The 16,889-nt window shown below is 73.7% G+C and carries 22 protein-coding genes and 1 tRNA gene; 10 read left to right on the forward strand and 13 right to left on the reverse strand.

The genetic code is table 11. The features are described 5' to 3' along the window. Positions 1 to 6 precede the first annotated feature (6 nt). Positions 7 to 885 carry an RNA polymerase sigma factor SigJ gene (gene sigJ, locus ACLQ2W_RS22780; protein WP_425788496.1) on the reverse strand — a complete coding sequence of 293 codons (879 nt, stop codon included), beginning with the start codon at positions 883 to 885 and terminating at the stop codon, positions 7 to 9. Between the two features lie 132 nt (positions 886 to 1,017). Between sigJ and ACLQ2W_RS22785 the strand changes: the two genes are divergently transcribed. Beyond that, positions 1,018 to 1,797: an SDR family oxidoreductase gene (locus ACLQ2W_RS22785; protein WP_425788441.1), complete on the forward strand. Its 780-nt coding sequence runs from the start codon at positions 1,018 to 1,020 to the stop codon at positions 1,795 to 1,797. Here the strand turns inward: ACLQ2W_RS22785 and ACLQ2W_RS22790 are convergent. Next, the gene (locus tag ACLQ2W_RS22790; protein ID WP_425788443.1) at positions 1,788 to 2,192 is read right to left on the reverse strand and encodes a VOC family protein; all 405 of its coding nucleotides are present in this window, start codon (positions 2,190 to 2,192) and stop codon (positions 1,788 to 1,790) included. The genes ACLQ2W_RS22785 and ACLQ2W_RS22790 overlap by 10 nt on opposite strands. 60 nt (positions 2,193 to 2,252) lie before the next feature. Here ACLQ2W_RS22790 and ACLQ2W_RS22795 point away from each other — a divergent pair, with 60 nt between their 5' ends. After that, positions 2,253 to 2,525: a hypothetical protein gene (locus ACLQ2W_RS22795; RefSeq protein ID WP_425788445.1), complete on the forward strand. Its 273-nt coding sequence runs from the start codon at positions 2,253 to 2,255 to the stop codon at positions 2,523 to 2,525. A 6-nt stretch (positions 2,526 to 2,531) separates the two neighbouring features. Here the strand turns inward: ACLQ2W_RS22795 and ACLQ2W_RS22800 are convergent, their stop codons facing one another. The 6 genes from ACLQ2W_RS22800 to ACLQ2W_RS22825 all read right to left on the reverse strand — a co-directional run bounded on the left by ACLQ2W_RS22800 (position 2,532) and on the right by ACLQ2W_RS22825 (position 7,677). Continuing rightward, positions 2,532 to 2,834 (reverse strand): hypothetical protein, encoded by a 303-nt coding sequence (locus tag ACLQ2W_RS22800; RefSeq protein ID WP_425788447.1) that lies wholly within the window; start codon positions 2,832 to 2,834, stop codon positions 2,532 to 2,534. A gap of 335 nt (positions 2,835 to 3,169) precedes the next feature. Beyond that, a complete protein-coding gene (locus tag ACLQ2W_RS22805) occupies positions 3,170 to 4,072 on the reverse strand; it encodes an inositol monophosphatase family protein (protein WP_425788449.1) in 903 nt (300 codons plus the stop codon). 15 nt (positions 4,073 to 4,087) lie between these two features. Next, positions 4,088 to 4,741 carry a hypothetical protein gene (locus ACLQ2W_RS22810; RefSeq protein WP_425788450.1) on the reverse strand — a complete coding sequence of 218 codons (654 nt, stop codon included), beginning with the start codon at positions 4,739 to 4,741 and terminating at the stop codon, positions 4,088 to 4,090. Next, positions 4,738 to 5,748, reverse strand: coding sequence for a hypothetical protein (locus ACLQ2W_RS22815; RefSeq protein ID WP_405089611.1), 1,011 nt, complete (start codon positions 5,746 to 5,748; stop codon positions 4,738 to 4,740). The genes ACLQ2W_RS22810 and ACLQ2W_RS22815 overlap by 4 nt, the downstream gene beginning before the upstream one ends. Before the next feature lie 43 nt (positions 5,749 to 5,791). Continuing rightward, entirely contained in the window at positions 5,792 to 6,580 is a 789-nt protein-coding gene (locus ACLQ2W_RS22820) for a class I SAM-dependent methyltransferase (protein ID WP_405089612.1), read from the reverse strand. 140 nt (positions 6,581 to 6,720) lie between these two features. Then, positions 6,721 to 7,677 carry a TolB family protein gene (locus tag ACLQ2W_RS22825; protein ID WP_425788453.1) on the reverse strand — a complete coding sequence of 319 codons (957 nt, stop codon included), beginning with the start codon at positions 7,675 to 7,677 and terminating at the stop codon, positions 6,721 to 6,723. 139 nt (positions 7,678 to 7,816) lie between these two features. On the opposite strand from ACLQ2W_RS22825, the gene ACLQ2W_RS22830 reads away from it, so the two are divergent. Genes ACLQ2W_RS22830 through ACLQ2W_RS22845 form a run of 4 tightly spaced genes read left to right on the forward strand, consistent with a single transcriptional unit; the run spans position 7,817 to position 9,314 of the window. Continuing rightward, positions 7,817 to 8,410, forward strand: a complete 594-nt coding sequence (locus tag ACLQ2W_RS22830; RefSeq protein WP_425788455.1) for an HD domain-containing protein — start codon at positions 7,817 to 7,819, stop codon at positions 8,408 to 8,410. Between the two features lie 45 nt (positions 8,411 to 8,455). Then, positions 8,456 to 8,935, forward strand: coding sequence for a DUF2975 domain-containing protein (locus tag ACLQ2W_RS22835; protein WP_405089616.1), 480 nt, complete (start codon positions 8,456 to 8,458; stop codon positions 8,933 to 8,935). Continuing rightward, on the forward strand, positions 8,935 to 9,153 hold the full coding sequence (locus tag ACLQ2W_RS22840; RefSeq protein WP_107158121.1) for a helix-turn-helix domain-containing protein: 219 nt from the start codon (positions 8,935 to 8,937) through the stop codon (positions 9,151 to 9,153). The genes ACLQ2W_RS22835 and ACLQ2W_RS22840 overlap by 1 nt, the downstream gene beginning before the upstream one ends. Next, positions 9,150 to 9,314 carry a hypothetical protein gene (locus ACLQ2W_RS22845; protein ID WP_199199839.1) on the forward strand — a complete coding sequence of 55 codons (165 nt, stop codon included), beginning with the start codon at positions 9,150 to 9,152 and terminating at the stop codon, positions 9,312 to 9,314. Before ACLQ2W_RS22840 ends, ACLQ2W_RS22845 begins: the two co-directional genes overlap by 4 nt. A 32-nt stretch (positions 9,315 to 9,346) precedes the next feature. On the opposite strand, the gene ACLQ2W_RS22850 is transcribed toward ACLQ2W_RS22845, so the two are convergent. Together ACLQ2W_RS22850 and ACLQ2W_RS22855 are read right to left on the reverse strand one after the other, a co-directional pair. After that, a complete protein-coding gene (locus ACLQ2W_RS22850) occupies positions 9,347 to 10,546 on the reverse strand; it encodes an RtcB family protein (RefSeq protein WP_405089618.1) in 1,200 nt (399 codons plus the stop codon). A gap of 24 nt (positions 10,547 to 10,570) precedes the next feature. Further along, positions 10,571 to 10,644 (reverse strand) — tRNA-Glu (locus ACLQ2W_RS22855). Positions 10,645 to 11,139: 495 nt separating this feature from the next. Here ACLQ2W_RS22855 and ACLQ2W_RS22860 point away from each other — a divergent pair. From ACLQ2W_RS22860 to ACLQ2W_RS22870, 3 genes are all read left to right on the forward strand, one after another. Continuing rightward, positions 11,140 to 12,378, forward strand: coding sequence for a helix-turn-helix domain-containing protein (locus ACLQ2W_RS22860; RefSeq protein WP_425788458.1), 1,239 nt, complete (start codon positions 11,140 to 11,142; stop codon positions 12,376 to 12,378). A gap of 92 nt (positions 12,379 to 12,470) precedes the next feature. Further along, positions 12,471 to 12,674: a hypothetical protein gene (locus ACLQ2W_RS22865; RefSeq protein ID WP_425788460.1), complete on the forward strand. Its 204-nt coding sequence runs from the start codon at positions 12,471 to 12,473 to the stop codon at positions 12,672 to 12,674. Then, entirely contained in the window at positions 12,661 to 13,854 is a 1,194-nt protein-coding gene (locus ACLQ2W_RS22870) for a helix-turn-helix domain-containing protein (RefSeq protein ID WP_425788462.1), read from the forward strand. The genes ACLQ2W_RS22865 and ACLQ2W_RS22870 overlap by 14 nt, the downstream gene beginning before the upstream one ends. Before the next feature lie 21 nt (positions 13,855 to 13,875). Here ACLQ2W_RS22870 and ACLQ2W_RS22875 read toward each other — a convergent pair whose 3' ends face one another. Next, entirely contained in the window at positions 13,876 to 14,268 is a 393-nt protein-coding gene (locus ACLQ2W_RS22875) for a hypothetical protein (RefSeq protein WP_425788464.1), read from the reverse strand. A 152-nt stretch (positions 14,269 to 14,420) separates the two neighbouring features. On the opposite strand from ACLQ2W_RS22875, the gene ACLQ2W_RS22880 reads away from it, so the two are divergent. Continuing rightward, positions 14,421 to 15,239: an alpha/beta hydrolase gene (locus ACLQ2W_RS22880; protein ID WP_425788466.1), complete on the forward strand. Its 819-nt coding sequence runs from the start codon at positions 14,421 to 14,423 to the stop codon at positions 15,237 to 15,239. 135 nt (positions 15,240 to 15,374) lie between these two features. Here the strand turns inward: ACLQ2W_RS22880 and ACLQ2W_RS22885 are convergent, their stop codons facing one another. Further along, on the reverse strand, positions 15,375 to 15,881 hold the full coding sequence (locus ACLQ2W_RS22885) for a DinB family protein (RefSeq protein WP_405089625.1): 507 nt from the start codon (positions 15,879 to 15,881) through the stop codon (positions 15,375 to 15,377). A gap of 66 nt (positions 15,882 to 15,947) precedes the next feature. Continuing rightward, on the reverse strand, positions 15,948 to 16,736 hold the full coding sequence (locus ACLQ2W_RS22890; RefSeq protein ID WP_425788498.1) for a M15 family metallopeptidase: 789 nt from the start codon (positions 16,734 to 16,736) through the stop codon (positions 15,948 to 15,950). Between the last annotated feature and the right edge of the window lie 153 nt (positions 16,737 to 16,889).

Below are 16,889 nucleotides of genomic sequence, written 5' to 3' on the forward strand. Positions count from 1 at the left end.
GGCCGATCAGTCGGCGAGGCCGAGCGCGGTCAGCCGGTGCGGGTCGGCGATCACGTCCACGGCGGCGATCCGGCCGCCGGTGACAGTGAACGCCATCACCGACAGCGGCCGACCGCCGGCGCTGACCAGCACGCCGGCGGCGCCGTTGACCAGCACCGGCCGGGCGTACGGGAAGAGCCGGCCGAACGTGGTGGCCTGCGCCGCGACCTCGGTCGCGCCGGTGAACACGGTGGTGTGCCGGGCGCGGGCGGTCCCGCCGTCGGAACGGAGCACCACGTCCGGGTGCAGCACCGCGATCAGCGCCTCGAAGTCGCCCTCGCGGGCGGCGGTCAGGAACGCGTCCACCACCGCCCGCTGGCGGGCCAGGTCCGGGTCCGGGGCGGGCGCCCGGCCGCGTACCCGACGCCGGGCCCGGCTGGCGAGCTGCCGGGCCGCCGTCGGTGAGCGGTCGACAAGTGGGCCGATCTCGTCGAACGGCACCCCGAACATGTCGTGCAGCACGAACGCGAGCCGCTCGGTCGGGTTGAGCGTGTCCAGCACCACCAGCAGCGCGAGCCCCACCGAGTCGGCGAGCACCACGGCGTGCGCCGGGTCCGCGTCCGGCCGCGGCGGCTCGACCACCGGGTCGGGCAGACGTACGTCCAGTGGGTCCTCCCGGCGGGCGGCGCGGGAGCGCAGCGTGTTCAGGCTGATCCGGGCCACCACCGTGGTCAGCCACGCGTCCAGGTTGTCGATCGTGTCGACGTCGGTGCGCGCCAGCCGCAGCCAGGTCTCCTGCACGGCGTCCTCGGCCTCGGTCAGCGAGCCGAGCAGCCGGTAGGCCACCGCGCGCAGGCGCGGCCGTTCCCGCTCGAACCGCTCCGCCAGTCCGGTGGTCCGGTCCATCGCGGCCTCCCTCTCGCTCACCGTGCCGACCCGGGACGCCCCGCCGATGTGACGACAGGTGACGCCGGTCACATCGGTCACGTCGGATGGTCCCCCCGGGTCGGTACGGCAACCGACCCGTGGAGGACGATCATGCACACACCCATCCTGGTCACCGGCGGCACCGGCACGCTCGGCCGGCACGTCGTACCGCTGCTGCGCGCGGCCGGCCACCCGGTCCGGGTGCTCAGCCGGCGCGGCGGCGCACCGGGCGACGGCGTCACCCACGTGACCGCCGACCTGCTCGCCGACACCGACCTCGACCCCGCGGTACGCGGCGCGGCGACCGTGCTGCACCTGGCCGGCGGTGCCAAGGGCGACGACCGGGCGACCGCCAATCTGGTCCGCGCCGCCCGGCGGGCCGGAGTGGCGCACCTGGTGCACGTCTCCGTCATCGGCGCGGACCGGGTGCCGCTGGCCTGGCTGCGGTCCAAGCGCGACGCCGAGCGGGCGGTCGCCGACTCCGGCCTGCCGTGGACGGTGCTGCGCGCCGCGCAGTTCCACGACCTGGTGCTGACCATGCTGACCGCGATGACGAAGCTGCCGGTGGTGCCGGTCCCCGGCGGTCTGCGGCTGCAACCGGTCGACGCCGCCGAGGTGGCCGCGCGGCTGGTCGACCTGACGCTCGGCGCGCCCGCCGGCCTGGTGCCCGATCTGGCCGGCCCGGCCACGCACGGGCTCGGCGAGTTGCTGGCCGGCTACCTGGCGGCCACCGGGCGGCGCCGGTTGCGGTTGCCGGTGCGGATCCCCGGCCGGGCCGGGCGCGCCTACCGCGAGGGGGCGAACCTGGCCCGGCCGGGTGCGACCCGGGGCGTGCGGACCTGGGACGAGTTCCTGGCCGGGCGGCTGCGGTCCGGCGCGGGTCAGCCCTGACCGGCCGGCGGGTGGAACTGTTCGAACATGACCTCGTAGCCGTCCGGGTCGAGCCCGTAGAAGATGCGCGCCCAGCCCACGTCCTCCGGCTCCAGCGTCACCGGCAGCCCTTCGTCGCGCCAGAGCGCGTACGTGGCGTCCAGGTCCGGAGTGGGCACGGTGAGCACCACACCGAGCCCGGGCGGACCGTCCTTGGTGGCGCGTTCCCGCTCGGCGTTGTGGTGCCCGTGCCGGTGCAGGTCGGACAGGATCAGCCAGGTGTGGCCGAACGTGAGGTAGCGCAGGTGCGGCTGGTCGGGTTGCGGGATCTGCCGGAAGCCGAGTCGCTGGTAGAGCCGGTGCGAGCGGTCCAGGTCGCGGACCCGGAGACCGAGCTTGAGCTGTCTGGCGGCCATCGGCGCGACGCTAGCGGATTCCGCTGGCGCGTCGTCCGCGCCGGATGGGATCCTGCGATCGTGCGAGACAGCGAACCCGTCGTGGCGCAGGTCCACTGCCGGGTCGAGGTGGTGGTCGACGATCCGCGTGCGGTGACGGCGCTCGCGCAGCGGCGGCTGCGGGAGGCGGACATCGACTGGGCGCACGAGCCGGACACGGTCGAGGAGGCCGTCGCCGAGCTGGAAGCGAACCTACCGCTGGCACTGGCCGGCCTGGTCGATCCGGAGCGCCTACTGACGGACGTGCCGGGCGTACGATTCCGGGGCGCGCACTGCTGGGCCACGCCCAGCTAGCAGTCGCTAGCCGGCGGTGAGCGGTACGGCCTCGTAGCCCTGTTCGACGCACACCCGCATATCGGGGTAATGGCCGATGATCTCGGCCGACTGCTCGGCCGGGCGGTCCACTCCGAGGCCGACGCAGTCCCCGAACTGTGGCCACGTCGACCACACGATCACGCCCCGGTCGGCCCACCAGCCGGTGTCGGCGCGGACCCGGTCCAACCAGCGGTTGATGGTGGTGGCCGGCACCGTGGCGTCGACGAAGCGCACCGTCACGCCGCCGGCCAGGGCGCGTACGTCGGCGTCGATATGCCCGCCGGGCACCCGGTGCACGGTTATCGCCCGGCCAGGAAAGTCCGTCGCCACGCCGGCGTACTGATCGGGCCAGCGTTTCGGGCGATCTCGTCCACCCGGCCGGCAGCGTCCATGACCTCTTCCTGGCCGGCCCAGTACGACACCCCTGGCGCCGGCGGGCCGCCGGGCTCGGCGCGGGCGGCGGCCGTGGCGCAGGCGGCCGTGGCGAGAAGCAACGGAATCACCAGCACCGTCGTTGCGTGTCGCACGGCGGCACCCCATTTCTGGAAGGGGACGTCATCGGTTGAACGAGCCAGCCCCAACGACAGGTGCGTATCCGGACGACAGGTGTTCCGCAGATGCGGTCACCAACCGACCGTGCCGAGGCTGATCGGGGTGAGCTGGCGGACCTGCGGCTCGATCCACTGTGCCGCGGTGACCAGTTTGACCAGCCGGTCGATCGTCTCCGGTGGGCCGGCGACGAAACTGCGTCGGTCGGCCGGGCAACCGTAGCGGTCGTCGAACGGGCCACCGTCGAGCGCGCGTACCACCATGCCGGCCTCGGCGGCCAGCAGCAGCCCGGCCGGCAGGTCGACCGCCTCCGGGCGGTAGCCGACGATGCCGTCGATGTCGCCCCGGGCCAGCATCACCCAGGACAGCAGCGGCGCCCACAGTTGCAGCACCCGGCGGGCGGTGCTGTCGAGGACGACCTTCAACGCCCGGGCGGTGCTGTCGTCGCGGCGTACGCCGTGGCCCTGGGTCCAGGCCAGCACCGGCGCGGCCGGCACCGGCCGGTGGGCGGTACGCAGCGGACGGCCGGCCGGGTCCGCACCGTGCACGAACGCGCCGTGGCCGCGCAACGCGGACCAGGTCCGGCCGGCGACCGGGTCGTGCACCACGCCGAGCACCGGCGAGCCGCGTTCACACAACGCGATGCCCACCACGTACGCCGGCAGGCCGATCGCCACGTTGTTGGTGCCGTCGAGCGGGTCGACAAGCCACGCCCAGGTGGTGTCCGGGGCGTACTCGCCGCCCTCCTCGGCGATCACCCCGTGCTCCGGCCAGCGGGCCCGGATCCGGTCGACGATCAACCGCTCGGCGGCCAGGTCGAGGTCGGTGACCAGGTCACCGGAGTCGTCCTTGGCCCGGGCGTGCACCTCGCCCCGGATGCCCCGGCGCAGCAGTCGGCCGGCCGCCCGGGCGGCGTCCACCGCGAACCGGTGCGCGTCGCGCAGGTCGGGCCCGCCTCTGTTCGGCTCCACGTCCATGGCTCCTCCAGCCAGTCAGCCCCGTGCCACCAGTCGCGCGATCTCCCGCGCCATCCGCGCGGTCTCCGCCGCGTCGCAGCGGTCCCGGCGGACCCGGTGGCTGCGCCCGTCCACCGCGCCGAGGCTCAGGTCGCACGCGCCGGGTGTGGTCCGGCCGAGCGCCACGGTCACCGCGGGCGTGCCGGCGGTCACCTCCGAGGTGTGGAAGCCACCGGCGCGCAGCGCGTACGAGTCGCCGGCGGTGTGCGTCTCCACGGTGGCGGTCATCGCGGTGACCAGACGGTCGGTGGCGGCCACCTCGTCGACCTCGCCGAGGCTGTGCACCTCGTAGATCCGCCAGGAGGGGTCGGCGGGCGCGTCGGTGACGTCGATCAGCTCGTTGCGGACGGTGCCGTGCAGCACGTGGCTGAGCAGGTCCCAGCTGTGCGAGTGCATGGCCGAGGTGGTGGGGCGCACCGGCGGCGGGTCGGCCGGCCAGGCGTGCACGCAGATCCCGTCGGGGCCGTCGCGCTCCACCGGCAGGCAGGTGAAGCCGAGCGGGTGCCGGACCGCCCGCAGTGGTCGCCGCCCGTCGGCGACGTCGGCGAGCACGTGCAGCACCCAGTCGCGCAGCAGCTCCGGCCGGGTGCCCCGGTCGATCTCGCGGGCCAGGTCGGCGTAGCTGGTCATGCGTACGGGTTCCTCGCCTGGAGGGCCTTGCGCACGATCTCGCCGACCTCCCGGTCACCGAAGGACCGGGGCAGCGTCAGCCCGAGCGCGGCGAACAGCCGGCGGACCTGTTCGACGGACGGCTCGTCGTCGAGGCGGACCTGGCCGGCGGACTCGATCGGCACCCGGCGGCTCTGCCGGCGGCTGTAGTCGAGTTCGATGTTGAACCGGTTGTAGTAGACCTCGCCACGGTCGATGCGCAGCGCCGGCGTCTGCGGGTTCTCCTGGGTGATGACCACACAGGAGGAGGAGAGGTCGTAGCGGAACGTGGTCATCTGCGCGGAGAGCCGGATCTCGACGGTGAGCAGGCCGGAGCGTTGCATGTGCCAGCAGGCGGCGAGCACCGTCGCGTACGACTCCTTGCGGGTGCGGTCGACCGTCCACGGTTCCTTCGGCTCGGTCGGCTCGTCGGCTTCCAGGCTGCGCCGGAACCACGCGTACCGCTCGCAGACCTCCTCGTCGGTCGGGTCGATGATCTCGATGGCGAGGCTGAGCGTGGCGTTGCGGCGGCGGGCGTGTTTCAGGCACTCGGGCAGCGTGACGGCGCGCAGGTAGGTGCCGGTGCCGCCCTTGAAGTGCCACTGGTCGGTGTGCTGCCGCGCCTCGTCGAGCGCCTGGCCGACCTCGCTGCCGTGCAGCACCCGGACCATGGAGGCGCTCTGGATCGCCTCCCGGGAGCGGGTCAGCGCGCCCTCCGGGCCGGTGAGCGCGGCCATCGGCGGGGCCAGGTCGGTGAGCCGGGCGCGGACGTCCACCATGACCTGCCGGACCTCCTGCTCGGCGGTCCGGCGGCGCAGCCGGTCGCGCAGCACCGCCTGGGCGAGCAGGCCGAGGACCAGCAGGATGGCGCTGTTGACCACGTCCTGGCTGACGGTGTTGGTCAGGCCGAGGACGGCGACCGTGACGGCCAGCAGCAGACCGATGAACGCGTCGAGATTGCTGACGACCCAGCCGAGCAGGCGCGCCATGACATCCCCCGGTCGACGACGGAGCCTCCATGATAGCCCTTTGTCAATGCGCGATCACGCCCCGTTTCGCCGGTGGCGGCGGTGTGCCGCGTCGCCGGGCGGCGCAGATCAACGAGCCGCCGAGCCCCGGCGCGGCCCGGGCCAGCCACCGCGAGGCGATCCAGCGTCCGCCCGGCAGCCGCCAGCCGACCTCGTTGGAGCGTATCGCCAGCGGGAGGAACCCGGCGCGGCGCAGCGTGCGCCGCAGCAGCGACGCGGTGAACGGGCGGATGTGCAGCCAGAGGTAGGGGTGCAGCGGGTCGACCTGGCGCGGCGCCCGGCCGGCGAGGAACGCCAGCCGGTCCTGCACCGGGGCCAGGTTGGGGGTGGTGAGCACCAGCAGGCCGTCCGGGGCCAGCACGCGGTGGCACTCCCGCAGCAACGCCAGCGGATCGTAGACGTGTTCGATCAGCTCGCCGGCGAGCAGCCCGGCGAAGCTGCCCGCCCGGAACGGCAGGCCCCGGGTGGCGTCCAGGCAGACCGGCAGCGCCGGCCCGCCGGCCGCCCGCCGGGCGGTGCCCAGCGCGGTCTCGGCCATGTCGGCCAGCACGAGCGGGCCGGGCAACGCGGCCGGGTCGAGCATGCCGCGCGACCCGCAGCCCAGCTCCAGCACCGGTCCGTCGCCGGTCACCCCGTCGGCCATCAGCCGGGCCGCGACCGCGCGGCGCACCCGGTGGTACGGGTCGTCGACGTACCCGTCGACCTGCGCGCCGTCGTGGTAGCTGTGGTGGTTGGCGTGCCGGCCGTGCGCCTGCGCGCGGTGCGCCGAAGTCCCGGTCGGCGGCTCGGCCATCGCACCCTCCACAGCGGTCGCCGGCCCCGTCGGCGGCGTCCACCCCAAGCCTCGCACCGCGCGCGCCCGGTTGCGGGGATCTCCACCCCGGAGACGCCGACGCGGCGGCCGTGGTCCGGCCGCCGCGTCGTCCGGACGGGTCAGACGGCCCGGGCCCAGTCCAGCCGGGAGGAGTCGTCGTACTCGTCGCCGGGGATCCACCACGGCTCACCGAAGCCGCTGGTGGAGACGATGATGTTGCCGCCGTCGGGCTCGGTGTTCTCCGGCGGGATGGACAGCGCCGCGCAGTAGCGGCCGTCCGGGGAGAACACCGGCGACAGGTAGAACCGCGGTTGGTCGGTGAGCTGCTTCAACCCGGTGCCGCCGAGCCGCACCGACGCCAGGGACTGGTTGTAGGTGTCCCGGTCGGGATACCAGCGGGTGGTGCAGAACACCACGCGCTGCGAGTCGGGCGTGAACACCGGCCCGCTGACCCGCTCCCCCGCCTGCGGCGCGTAGAGCCGCCGGACGGTGCCGGTCGGCAGCTCCAGCACCCGCAACTGCCAGCCCTCGGAGCGGCTGAGCCAGTGCAGGACGATCATGGAGCCGTCCCGGGACCAGTCCGGGTCCCGCATGACGTGCCCCTGGGCCAGCACCCGGGTGGCGCCGGTCGCCACGTCGACCGCGATCAGCGTGTCGTCCTGCGCGCCGGTGACCAGGGCGATCTCCCGGCCGTCCGGCGACCAGGTGGGCGCGCCGTAGTGCACCCCGAACGGGTCGGCGAGCAGCGTGCGCTTCTGCCCGGTGACCCGGTCGTACACCGCCACGTACGGCTCCAGCGTGCCGTCGCCGGACCGGGCGGTGTTCACCCAGGCGACGTACCGGCCGTCCGGTGAGGTCTTGGCGTTGTCGCCGTCCTCCAGCAGCCACCGCGGGGTGGTGCGGCCGGGGTCGACCTGGCGCACGCCCCAGCCGACGCTGACCAGCCACGGCCCGTTGACGACTTCGGCGGCGGCGGCCGGTGCCGCGGCGGCCGTCCCGCCGGCCAGCCCGGTCGTGGCGGCTACACCGGTCAGCGCGGCGGCGCGCAGCAGATGACGACGGTTCAACTCGATCATGCGAAGTCCCCCGTGGTAGACATCGCTCCACCCTCCTGACAGGACGAACGCGCCGGGATCGGGCGAGCGGACCGTTCACCGTCGGCCACTCGGCCAGGACACGGGGTGAGCGGCGTCGACGCCCGGTACCCTCGCCCCGGTGACCTCCGACGCGTTGCGCCGCGCCCTGACCGAACCGGGTGACCCGCCGCTGCTCCCGCTGCCGGGGGTGGCGGTCGAGCTGCTGGCCGCCCTGTCCGCGCCGCCCCGGCTCGGCGCGCACCTGCGGCTGGTGCACGACGTCGCCTGGCACCTCACCGCCGCGTTCGCCGATCGTTTCGCCGCGGTGCCGTTCGACCGGCAGGCGGTGCTGTTCGGCGCCGCGGTGCACGACCTCGGCAAGGTCGAGCACCCGGCCGAGCTGACCGGTCCCGGCTCCGCGCACGAGGAGGCGGGCTACCAGTTGCTGCTGCGCTTCGGCGTGCCCGAGGAGCGGGCCCGCTTCGCGGTCACCCACGCCGCCTGGCACTCCCCCGGCGTGCAGTTGGAGGATCTGCTGGTCAGCCTCGCCGACAAGGTGTGGAAAGGCCGCCGGGTCACCGACCTGGAGCAGCTCGTGGTGGACCGGCTCGCCGACATCACCGGGCAGGCGCCCTGGCAGACGTTCCTGGACCTCGACGACGTGCTCGCCGACCTGGCCGCCGGCGCGGACCACCGGCTCGCCTTCCAGGCCGAGCATCCGGTGCACGGCTGACCCGAACCGATTGACTTTCGATAGCTTCCGAGCGATAGTCGATGCATGGTGACTACCGAGCGTGCGGTGACCGCACTGCGTGCCTTCCTCGTCCTGCTGTTCGGCATTCTGCTGCTGTTCCAGACCATGTCGCTGCCGGGCCAGTTCGCGCACATGGCCCGGGAGGATCCGGAGATGGCGTACCTGAGATGGCCGGCCACCGCCGTGACCGTGTTCTGGGTGCTCTGCGTGCAGGTGGTGATCGTGTGCACCTGGCAGCTGCTCACCCTGGTCCGCACCGACCGCATCTTCACCGAGGCGTCCCTGGCCTGGGTCGACGGGATCGTCTGGGCCGTCGCCGCCGCCTGGGCGAGCCTGGTCGCCGTCTTCCTCTACGTCGGGTTCCACGCGAACGACCCCGGGCTGCCGCTGCTGCTGTTCCTGCTCACCACCGGCGTCAGCGTGCTCGGGCTGCTGATGGTGGTGATGCGCGCGCTGCTGCGGCAGGCCACCACGTTGCGCACCGACATGGAAGCGGTGATCTGATGCCCATCGTCGTCCGCATCGACGTCGAGCTGGCCAAACGCAAGATGAGCGTCGGCGAGTTCGCCGAGCGGGTCGGGCTCACCCCGGCCAACGTCGCGGTGCTCAAGAACGGCCGCGCCAAGGCCGTCCGCTTCAGCACCCTGGAGGCCATGTGCCGGGTCCTCGACTGCCAACCCGGCGACCTGCTCGAATGGGTCGCCGACGGGGAGGAGGCATGAGACACGCGCTCACCGCCCTGGCCGTCCTCGCCGTCGCGCTCGGCGTCGCCGGCTTCGGGTACGGGGAAGTCGACGACTCCCCCGGCCTCCAGCTCCTGTCCGCGCTGCTCGTCATCGGCGCGGTCGCCGTCGCCGTGCGCGTCGCCCGGCGTACCCGGTAGGGCCGGCGCCCCCTCGACGCCGGCCCCGCCGGTCAACCCTTCACGCAGACGACCTGCTTGAGGTGGGCGACCACCTCGACCAGGTCCTCCTGCTGGGCCATCACCTCGGTGATGTCCTTGTAGGCGCCGGGGATCTCGTCGACCACCCCGGCGTCCTTGCGGCACTCCACGCCGGCGGTCTGCGCGGCCAGGTCGGCCGTGCTGAACGTCCGCTTCGCCTGCCCCCGCGACATCCGCCGCCCCGCGCCGTGCGACGCCGAGCAGTACGCGTCGAGGTTGCCCTTGCCCCGCACGACGTACGAGCCGGTGCCCATCGAGCCGGGGATGATGCCCAGGTCGCCGTCGCCGGCCCGGATCGCCCCCTTCCGCGTCACCAGCACCTCCACCCCGTCGTACCGCTCCTCCGCCACGTAGTTGTGGTGGCAGGAGATCGGCTCGTCGTAGCCGACCCGCGGGAACGCGTCCCGGACCACCTGGCAGAGCAGCGCCAGCATGACCGCCCGGTTGCGCCGCGCGTACTCCTGCGCCCACCACAGGTCCCGGCGGTAGGCGTCCATCTCCGGCGTGCCGGACAGGAACACCGCCAGGTCACGGTCGGGCAGGTCGGTGTTGTGCGGCAGCCCGCGCGCGACCGCCATGTGCCGCTCGGCCAACTCCTTGCCGATGTTGCGGGAACCGGAGTGCAGCATCAGCCAGACCCGACCGTCGTCCGGGCCGCCCTGCTCCAGGCAGACCTCGATGAAGTGGTTGCCGCCGCCGAGCGTGCCGAGCTGCCGCTGCGCCCGCGTCTCGAGCTGCGCCACCTTCCGGTCGAGCGTGCCGAACCGACGCCAGAAGTCGACCCAGCCGGCCTGCTCCAGACCCCGGACCCGACGCGGGTCGACCGCGTCGTCGCGCATCGCGAACCCGACCGGGATCGCCGCCTCGATCGCCGACCGCAGCGGCCCGAGGTCGTCGGGCAGGTCGGCGGCGGTGAGCGAGGTGCGCACCGCGGACATGCCGCAGCCGATGTCCACGCCGACCGCGGCCGGCGAGACGGCCTGCCGCATGGCGATGACCGAGCCGACCGTCGCGCCCTTGCCGAAGTGCACGTCCGGCATCACCGCGACACCCTGCACCCAGGGCAGCGCGCCGATGTTGCGGAGCTGCCGGGCCGCCTGCGCCTCGATCGCGTACGGGTCGGTCCAGACCCGGACCGGCGCCCGGGTACCGGCCAGCGGGGTGAAACCCATGATCGTCTCCTTGCTCGTGGGATGTAGGCCGTACGGGACTCGAACCCGTAGCCTCCCGGGTGAGAACCGGGTGAGCTGCCCATTTGCTCCAACGGCCCGTGCCGGGACGGACGTCCCGGGAAGACGCCCCGGACACGGAGAACCGCCCGGCTCCGGTCTGGGGCGGGCGGTTCGCGCGGATCGTCGCGTCGGCGCTAGACGCGCCACCACCCCGGTTGCCACCGCTGTTCCCGGCGGCCACCGCGGCCCGGTTCGGGCAGCAGGGCACCGGCGCGCGGCACGGGCCGCTCGGCTCGGGTGCGATTCTGCTGCGACACGGCGTGCTCCTGGGGACTGGAACCGGTTGACGTTGCCCGTTCACGGTACGACCACGGCATGCCGCCGGCAACGCGATATCCACGAGGGGCGTTGATCGACACCACTTCGCCGAAGTGGCGGCATGGCCAATCGCATGATGCCACCACTTCGGCGTACCGGAGTCGATCTCACCCGCGGGTCGTCACGCACAGCTCGGCCCGGTGTACCGTCCGAAGTGGCAGCTCATCCGCCTGCACGTCGATGGGCGGTCGGTCGTTGCGGCAGCGGGAGATGGCATGACTGAACCCACCGTCGGGGAGCGTCTCGCCGGGCTTCGTCGTGAGTCGCGGCTGACGCAGGAACAACTGGCCGAGCGGTCCGGGATCAGCGTCGAGGTGATCCGGAAGCTGGAACAGGGCAGCCGGGGCACGGCTCGCCTCGACACGCTGCATGCGCTCGCGCGCGCCCTGGGGGTGTCGACGTCCGGGCTGCTCGGCGACGCGTCGCAGGCCGCCGCGCGCGGCGAGGTGGAGCACCGGCCGTTGTCGCTGGCGGAGATCCGCCGGGTCATCACCCCGCTGCGAGGGATCGACGGCGCGCCGTTCGTGGTGCCGCGGAGCGAGCCACCCGGCCTCCGCACGCTGCGCGGAAACCTGCACGCCGCCGATCGGGTCTACAACGCCGGTGACTACGCGGTGGCGTTGCGGGTGGTGCCGCCGTTGCTGGTCGACGTGCGCGCGGCGGTCGGTCTGGCCGGCGACGAGCGGCAGGCCGAGGCGTACGACCTGCTCGCCCGCACCTATCACCTGGCCGGCGGTCTGCTGATCCAGCTTCGCGCCGACGACCTGGCGCAGACCGCGCTCTCGGGTGCCCTCGACGCCGCGCAGCGCTCCGGGGACCAGGTGGTGGCGGCGACCGTCATCCGGACGATGTGCTGGCTGCTGATGCGTCAGGGCCGGATCAGCGAGGCGGCCGAACTGGCGGTGGTCACCGCCGACGAGGTGGAGCCGCGGTTGTCCCGGGCGACGCCCGCCGACCTGGCCGCGTGGGGATGGTTGCTGCTGGGCGCCGCCGCCGCGCGAGCCCGGGACAACCGGCCGGACGAGGTGGCCGACCTGATCGGTGTCGCCGCTGCCGCCGCGGTCCGGATCGGTGAGCGGATACCTGCGGCGGACCAGTTGATGCTGGTGGGTGGCTTCGACAGCGCCAAGGTGCAGATGCAGCGGGCGGAAGCGGCGGCGGTGGCCGGTGAGGCGGGACGGGTGCTGGAGCTGTCCGCGTCGGTGCCGCCGGCACCCACCATCAGCAGGTCGGCGTGGCGCCGGCATCGGCTGGACCTGGCGTGGGCGTACGCGGATCTGCGGCGTTACGGGAAAGCGACAGCGGTGTTGACGCAGTTGCGCGGCACGGCGCCGACCTGGCTGCGGCAGCAGCGGTACGCGCGGGACATCGTGGACACCATCGCCACCGGACGCCGTCGGGCGATGACGGACGAGCTGGCCGCACTGGCCGAGCTGATGGGCGGTGCGCGGTGACTGTTACAACGCGTCCGAGTCGATGACTCACGATCTTCGGATCGCACCATCCGCACCTTTCTGATCACCCTGAGTCACCTCAGCCTGTGGTGGTGAGGCGCGCCGACGCGTCTCCGCCGATGGAGGTGGCGATGCCGAAACATGGCGACAGGCCGGCTGTTGATCGGGGCGAACAGATTCAGGCCGCCGAGCGGGAGGCGGCGCGGCAGCGGCTGCTCGCGCAGGCCGAGGCGGAGCGGATACCGGTCGAGGAGACGACCCGGGCGGTACCGGACCGGCGGCATGACCGGCGGTGACGTGCCGGTCGGCCGCCGCGTCGCGCAGTGGCGGGTCCGGCGTCGGATGACCCAGCAGATGCTGGCCGACCGGGTGGGCAAGTCGAAGAGCTGGGTCGACAAGGTCGAACGCGGCGTACGCGCGCTGGACCGCTTCTCCGTCATCCAGGATGTCGCCCGGGTGCTGCGGGTGGAACCGGCGACGCTGCTCGGCCGGGAGAATCCGCCGCCGGCCCGCGCCGACGAGGGGGTGGACGGGGTACGCGCGGCGCTGGCCCGCTACGACCTGTTCCCGGCCGGTTCCGGCCACCGGGACTCGACTGCCCCGGACGAGCTGGGCCGGCGGGTGGATCATGCGTGGTCGGCGTACCGGCACGCGCGATATCCGCAGGTGCTGCGCCTGGTGCCGGAACTGCTCGACGCGGCCCGGGCCGCGTACGCCGGGGACGGGGACGGCGCCGGCGGGCTGCTGGTGCGGGCGTACCGGATCACGGCGTCGGTGCTGGTGAAACTCGGCGAGCCGGACCTGGCGTGGCTGGCGGCCGACCGGGCGGTGACGGTGGCCGCCGGTGATCCGAGGTGGACGGCGGTCGCAGCGGTGCCGCTCGGGCAGGCGCTGCGTGCCACGGGGCGGGGGCGGCTGGCGACGACGGTGACGATCGCCGCCGCGAACCGGACCGGTGCCCCGGCGGCGCGCGACGCATCGCCCGTCGGAGCGGCCCTGGCCGGGACATTGTGGGTCGAGGCGGCGCTCGCAGCGGCGTCCTGCGGCGACGCGCGCAGCGCGGCGGAGTGGCTGGGGGTGGCCGCCGGGATCGCCGGGCGGGCCGACGACCGGCACGACCCCCACCTCGACGGATTCGGGCCGGCTGCCGTGCAGGTGGCACACGTGGCGGTGGCTGTCGAACTCGGCGACGGCGCCGAGGCGGTCACCCGGCACGAGACGGCGATCCGGTCGGAGGGCTGGCGGTGGTTGCCCGTCGAGCACCGCGCCGCGCACCTGGTCGACGCCGCGCGGGCGTACCTCCAGATCGGTGACCTGCTGCGGGCGGGCCGGGCCCTGACCGAGGCCGACCGGCTCGCGCCGGCCGAGGTCCGGATGCGGCCGGTGGCGCGTACCGTGCTCGCCGAGGTGGCACGCGGCGGACCCGCGCCGGCCGGCGTGGCGCACCTGGCGACGGCGGTCGGCCTCGTCCGCTGACGCGGACCGGGCCGCCGGCCCTCAGCCGGCCTGGGCCACCGGGTGGCGCTTCATCTCCTCCATGAAGGGGAAACGGGCGGTGAGTTCGGTGAGCGTGGTGCCGGACCGCCAGGCGTCGGCCACCTGGGCGACCTGGAGCAGGTCGGTGGCGTCCCCCCGGGCCTGCACCTCGCCGTCGACCCGCAGGTCGATCATGAAGTAGCGGGCCTGGGCGCCGAGGCTGACGCAGACGACGCCCCGGTCGGAGGTCAGCTCGGCGCAGGTGAACCGGCTGCGGCCCTGCTCGGGAGCGCTGACCCGCCCGACGTCGAGCTGGTGGGCGGTCGCGGTCTGCGCGAGCGCGGGAGCCAGACCGCCGGGCTCGACCAGATCCGGGTAGAGGCGCACACCCAGTGCCGCCGAGACGTCGCTCATGACTGACTCCCACTTCCTCGTGACAGAGACCAGCAACGCACAGGTTACGAACACGTTTCCGGCACGCATGCCCATCCTGTCCCGCGCGAAGGGCCCGCGGCAATAGGAACGGTCAATCCGCCCCGATCGGGCCACCGGTACGCTGCCGGCTCATGGCGCGGATACGGTGTGACTTCTTCTCCGAGACGCTCGGCATGGGCACCTCGATGACGGTGCTGCTGCCCGACCGGGGCGCGGCCGGGATCGGCATGGCCGGCGCGGCCGGCGACGGAGATCCGCCGGTGCTGTACCTGCTGCACGGCCTGAGCGACGACGACACGGCGTGGACCCGGCGGTCGTCGATCGAACGGTACGCCGCCCCGCTGGGGCTGGCCGTGGTGATGCCGCAGGCGCAGCGCAGCTTCTACTGCGACGAGGCACACGGCAACCGGTACTGGTCGTTCCTCAGCGAGGAACTGCCCGAGGTGTGCCGGTCGTTCTTCCGGCTCTCCGCCCGCCGGGAGGACACGTTCGTGGCCGGCCTGTCGATGGGCGGCTACGGCGCGGTGAAGTGGGCGCTGCGCCACCCGGACCGGTTCGCGGCGGCGGCCAGCCTCTCCGGCGCGCTCGACGTGGTGCACCGGCGGAACCACCCGACCAGCCCACTCGACCCGGCGGTGTGGCACACCGTCTGGGGCGACGGCCCGGCGCCGGACGGCGACGACACGGTGGCGCTGCTGGAGCGCGCCGGCGACGACCTGCCCGCGCTCTACGTCGCCTGCGGCACCGAGGACTTCCTGTACGAGGACAACGTCCGTTTCGTCGACACCGCCCGGCGGCGCGGCCTGCCGCTCACCGTGGATTTCGGTCCCGGCGACCACGACTGGCCCTACTGGGACGCGGGGATCGCCAAGGTGCTCACCTGGCTGCCGCTGCGCGGAAAGGCGGGGCCCCCTGTTAACGCCTCCGGTAGAGGAGGGGGCCCCGCTTAACACCCCTCAGCGGGTGAGCACCACCTTGAGCGCGCCGGTCTCACCGGTGGTGATGGGCCTCGGCCCCGCGCGCCGCGATCGTGGTGTTAACCGGGGGCCCCGCCTCTACCGGAGGCGTTAACAGGGGCCCCCGCCTTACACGCCGACGGTGCCGTCGACGGCCTCGCGGAGCAGGTCGGCGTGACCGTTGTGCCGGGCGTACTCGTGGATCATGTGCAGCATCACCAGGCGCAGCGAGACGTCCTCGCCCCAACGGGCCTGGTGGCCGGTCACGTCGAGCGACTCGGCGGCGAGCTCGATCCGCCGGGCGTGCGCGACCTCCCGCTGCCACGCCTCGAACGCCTCCGCGCGGTCGGCGTCGCGCGCGTCGTACGCGGCCTGAAAGTCACCGGTGTCCGACCAGACCAGCGGGATGTCCTCGGCCGCGATGACGCGGCGGAACCAGGTGCGTTCCACCTCGGCCATGTGCCGGACCAGGCCGAGCAGGGACAGCGTGGACGGCGGCGAGGACTGCCGGCGCAACTGCTCGTCGGTCAGCCCCTCGCACTTGCGGGCCAGCGTGGCGCGGTGGAAGTCGAGGAACGCGCGCAGCGTCTCCCGCTCGCCGGCCCGCAGCGGCGGGCCGATCCGTTCGATGGTCACGGGAGGTCCTTCCGGGGCGGGTCGGTCCCCCGGAGCCTAACCGTCGTGGATCATGAGGCAATCGGGTTACCGCAGCGAGGAGCGGGCCACCGGGAAGTCGAACCAGGTGTCCGGGTACGGCTCGTCCACGTACCGGTAGTGCCACCACTCGCGCGGGTAGTTCTCGAAGCCCTGCGCCGTCATCAGCTCCTTCAGCAGGGCCCGGTTCCGGCGGGCGGTGTCGGTGAGCCCCGGGGCGGCGGTGTGGGCGCGCGGGTCGAAGCAGTCGAACCCGGTGCCCATGTCGACCGAGTCATCGGCGAAGCGCCGGCCGGTCGGCGCGGTGCAGGGCAGCAGCGGCTGGCCCAGCGCGTAGCCGGGCTGCGTGGGGGTGGGCACCGGGACCAGGGTCAGGTCGAGCGTGCTGCCCCGGCTGTGCGCGGTGGGCGCGCCCAGGTAGCCGTCGGCGAAGAGCCGGTCCTTCGGCACGTCGGGATAGAACTCCGCCTTCATCTGTTGCTCCTGCGGGCGCTTCGCCCAGGCGACGAACTCGTTCACGGCCCGCTGCGGGCGGTAGCAGTCGTACACCTTCAGGCTGCGACCGCGGCCGAGCGCGGCGGCCTGCACCCGGCTCAGCGCCTCCGCGGCCCGGCGGGTGAGCAGGCAGAGCGGCTCGGGGTAGCCGTCGATCGGCCGGCCGACGAAGTTGTGCGCGCCGGCGTACCGGATGTCGGTGCGCACGCCCGCGTCGACGGTGGCCAGGTCGACGATGTCGGCCGGGGCACGGGGGCCGGTCGGGGTGGCCGACGGCGTCGGGCGCGGCGCGGGTCGCTGGCAGCCGGCGGCGAGGGCCGTGACCACCACGACCAGGACCATTGCCGTACGTCTGCGCACGCTGCCGTGTCTACCACGGTGTAAGGAGGGGGCCCCTGGTAACCCGCGTCGGTTGACAAGGGGCCCCTCCAGACCCCAGCGTCGCGTGGGGGAAGTCGCCCGCGGCGGGGGGGTCGTCGATGGCGCCCGGCTCGG

This window comes from Micromonospora sp. DT227, from assembly GCF_049841835.1.
Classification (GTDB): domain Bacteria; phylum Actinomycetota; class Actinomycetes; order Mycobacteriales; family Micromonosporaceae; genus Micromonospora.

Bases quoted from the DNA above. Each gene is read 5' to 3' on its own strand.
- sigJ (WP_425788496.1), bottom strand. From the start codon at position 885: ATGGACCGGACCACCGGACTGGCGGAGCGGTTCGAGCGGGAACGGCCG.
- ACLQ2W_RS22785 (WP_425788441.1), top strand. From the start codon at position 1,018: ATGCACACACCCATCCTGGTCACCGGCGGCACCGGCACGCTCGGCCGG.
- ACLQ2W_RS22790 (WP_425788443.1), bottom strand. From the start codon at position 2,192: ATGGCCGCCAGACAGCTCAAGCTCGGTCTCCGGGTCCGCGACCTGGAC.
- ACLQ2W_RS22805 (WP_425788449.1), bottom strand. From the start codon at position 4,072: ATGGACGTGGAGCCGAACAGAGGCGGGCCCGACCTGCGCGACGCGCAC.
- ACLQ2W_RS22810 (WP_425788450.1), bottom strand. From the start codon at position 4,741: ATGACCAGCTACGCCGACCTGGCCCGCGAGATCGACCGGGGCACCCGG.
- ACLQ2W_RS22815 (WP_405089611.1), bottom strand. From the start codon at position 5,748: ATGGCGCGCCTGCTCGGCTGGGTCGTCAGCAATCTCGACGCGTTCATC.
- ACLQ2W_RS22820 (WP_405089612.1), bottom strand. From the start codon at position 6,580: ATGGCCGAGCCGCCGACCGGGACTTCGGCGCACCGCGCGCAGGCGCAC.
- ACLQ2W_RS22825 (WP_425788453.1), bottom strand. From the start codon at position 7,677: ATGATCGAGTTGAACCGTCGTCATCTGCTGCGCGCCGCCGCGCTGACC.
- ACLQ2W_RS22835 (WP_405089616.1), top strand. From the start codon at position 8,456: ATGGTGACTACCGAGCGTGCGGTGACCGCACTGCGTGCCTTCCTCGTC.
- ACLQ2W_RS22840 (WP_107158121.1), top strand. From the start codon at position 8,935: ATGCCCATCGTCGTCCGCATCGACGTCGAGCTGGCCAAACGCAAGATG.
- ACLQ2W_RS22845 (WP_199199839.1), top strand. From the start codon at position 9,150: ATGAGACACGCGCTCACCGCCCTGGCCGTCCTCGCCGTCGCGCTCGGC.
- ACLQ2W_RS22850 (WP_405089618.1), bottom strand. From the start codon at position 10,546: ATGGGTTTCACCCCGCTGGCCGGTACCCGGGCGCCGGTCCGGGTCTGG.
- ACLQ2W_RS22860 (WP_425788458.1), top strand. From the start codon at position 11,140: ATGACTGAACCCACCGTCGGGGAGCGTCTCGCCGGGCTTCGTCGTGAG.
- ACLQ2W_RS22870 (WP_425788462.1), top strand. From the start codon at position 12,661: ATGACCGGCGGTGACGTGCCGGTCGGCCGCCGCGTCGCGCAGTGGCGG.
- ACLQ2W_RS22875 (WP_425788464.1), bottom strand. From the start codon at position 14,268: ATGAGCGACGTCTCGGCGGCACTGGGTGTGCGCCTCTACCCGGATCTG.
- ACLQ2W_RS22880 (WP_425788466.1), top strand. From the start codon at position 14,421: ATGGCGCGGATACGGTGTGACTTCTTCTCCGAGACGCTCGGCATGGGC.
- ACLQ2W_RS22890 (WP_425788498.1), bottom strand. From the start codon at position 16,736: ATGGTCCTGGTCGTGGTGGTCACGGCCCTCGCCGCCGGCTGCCAGCGA.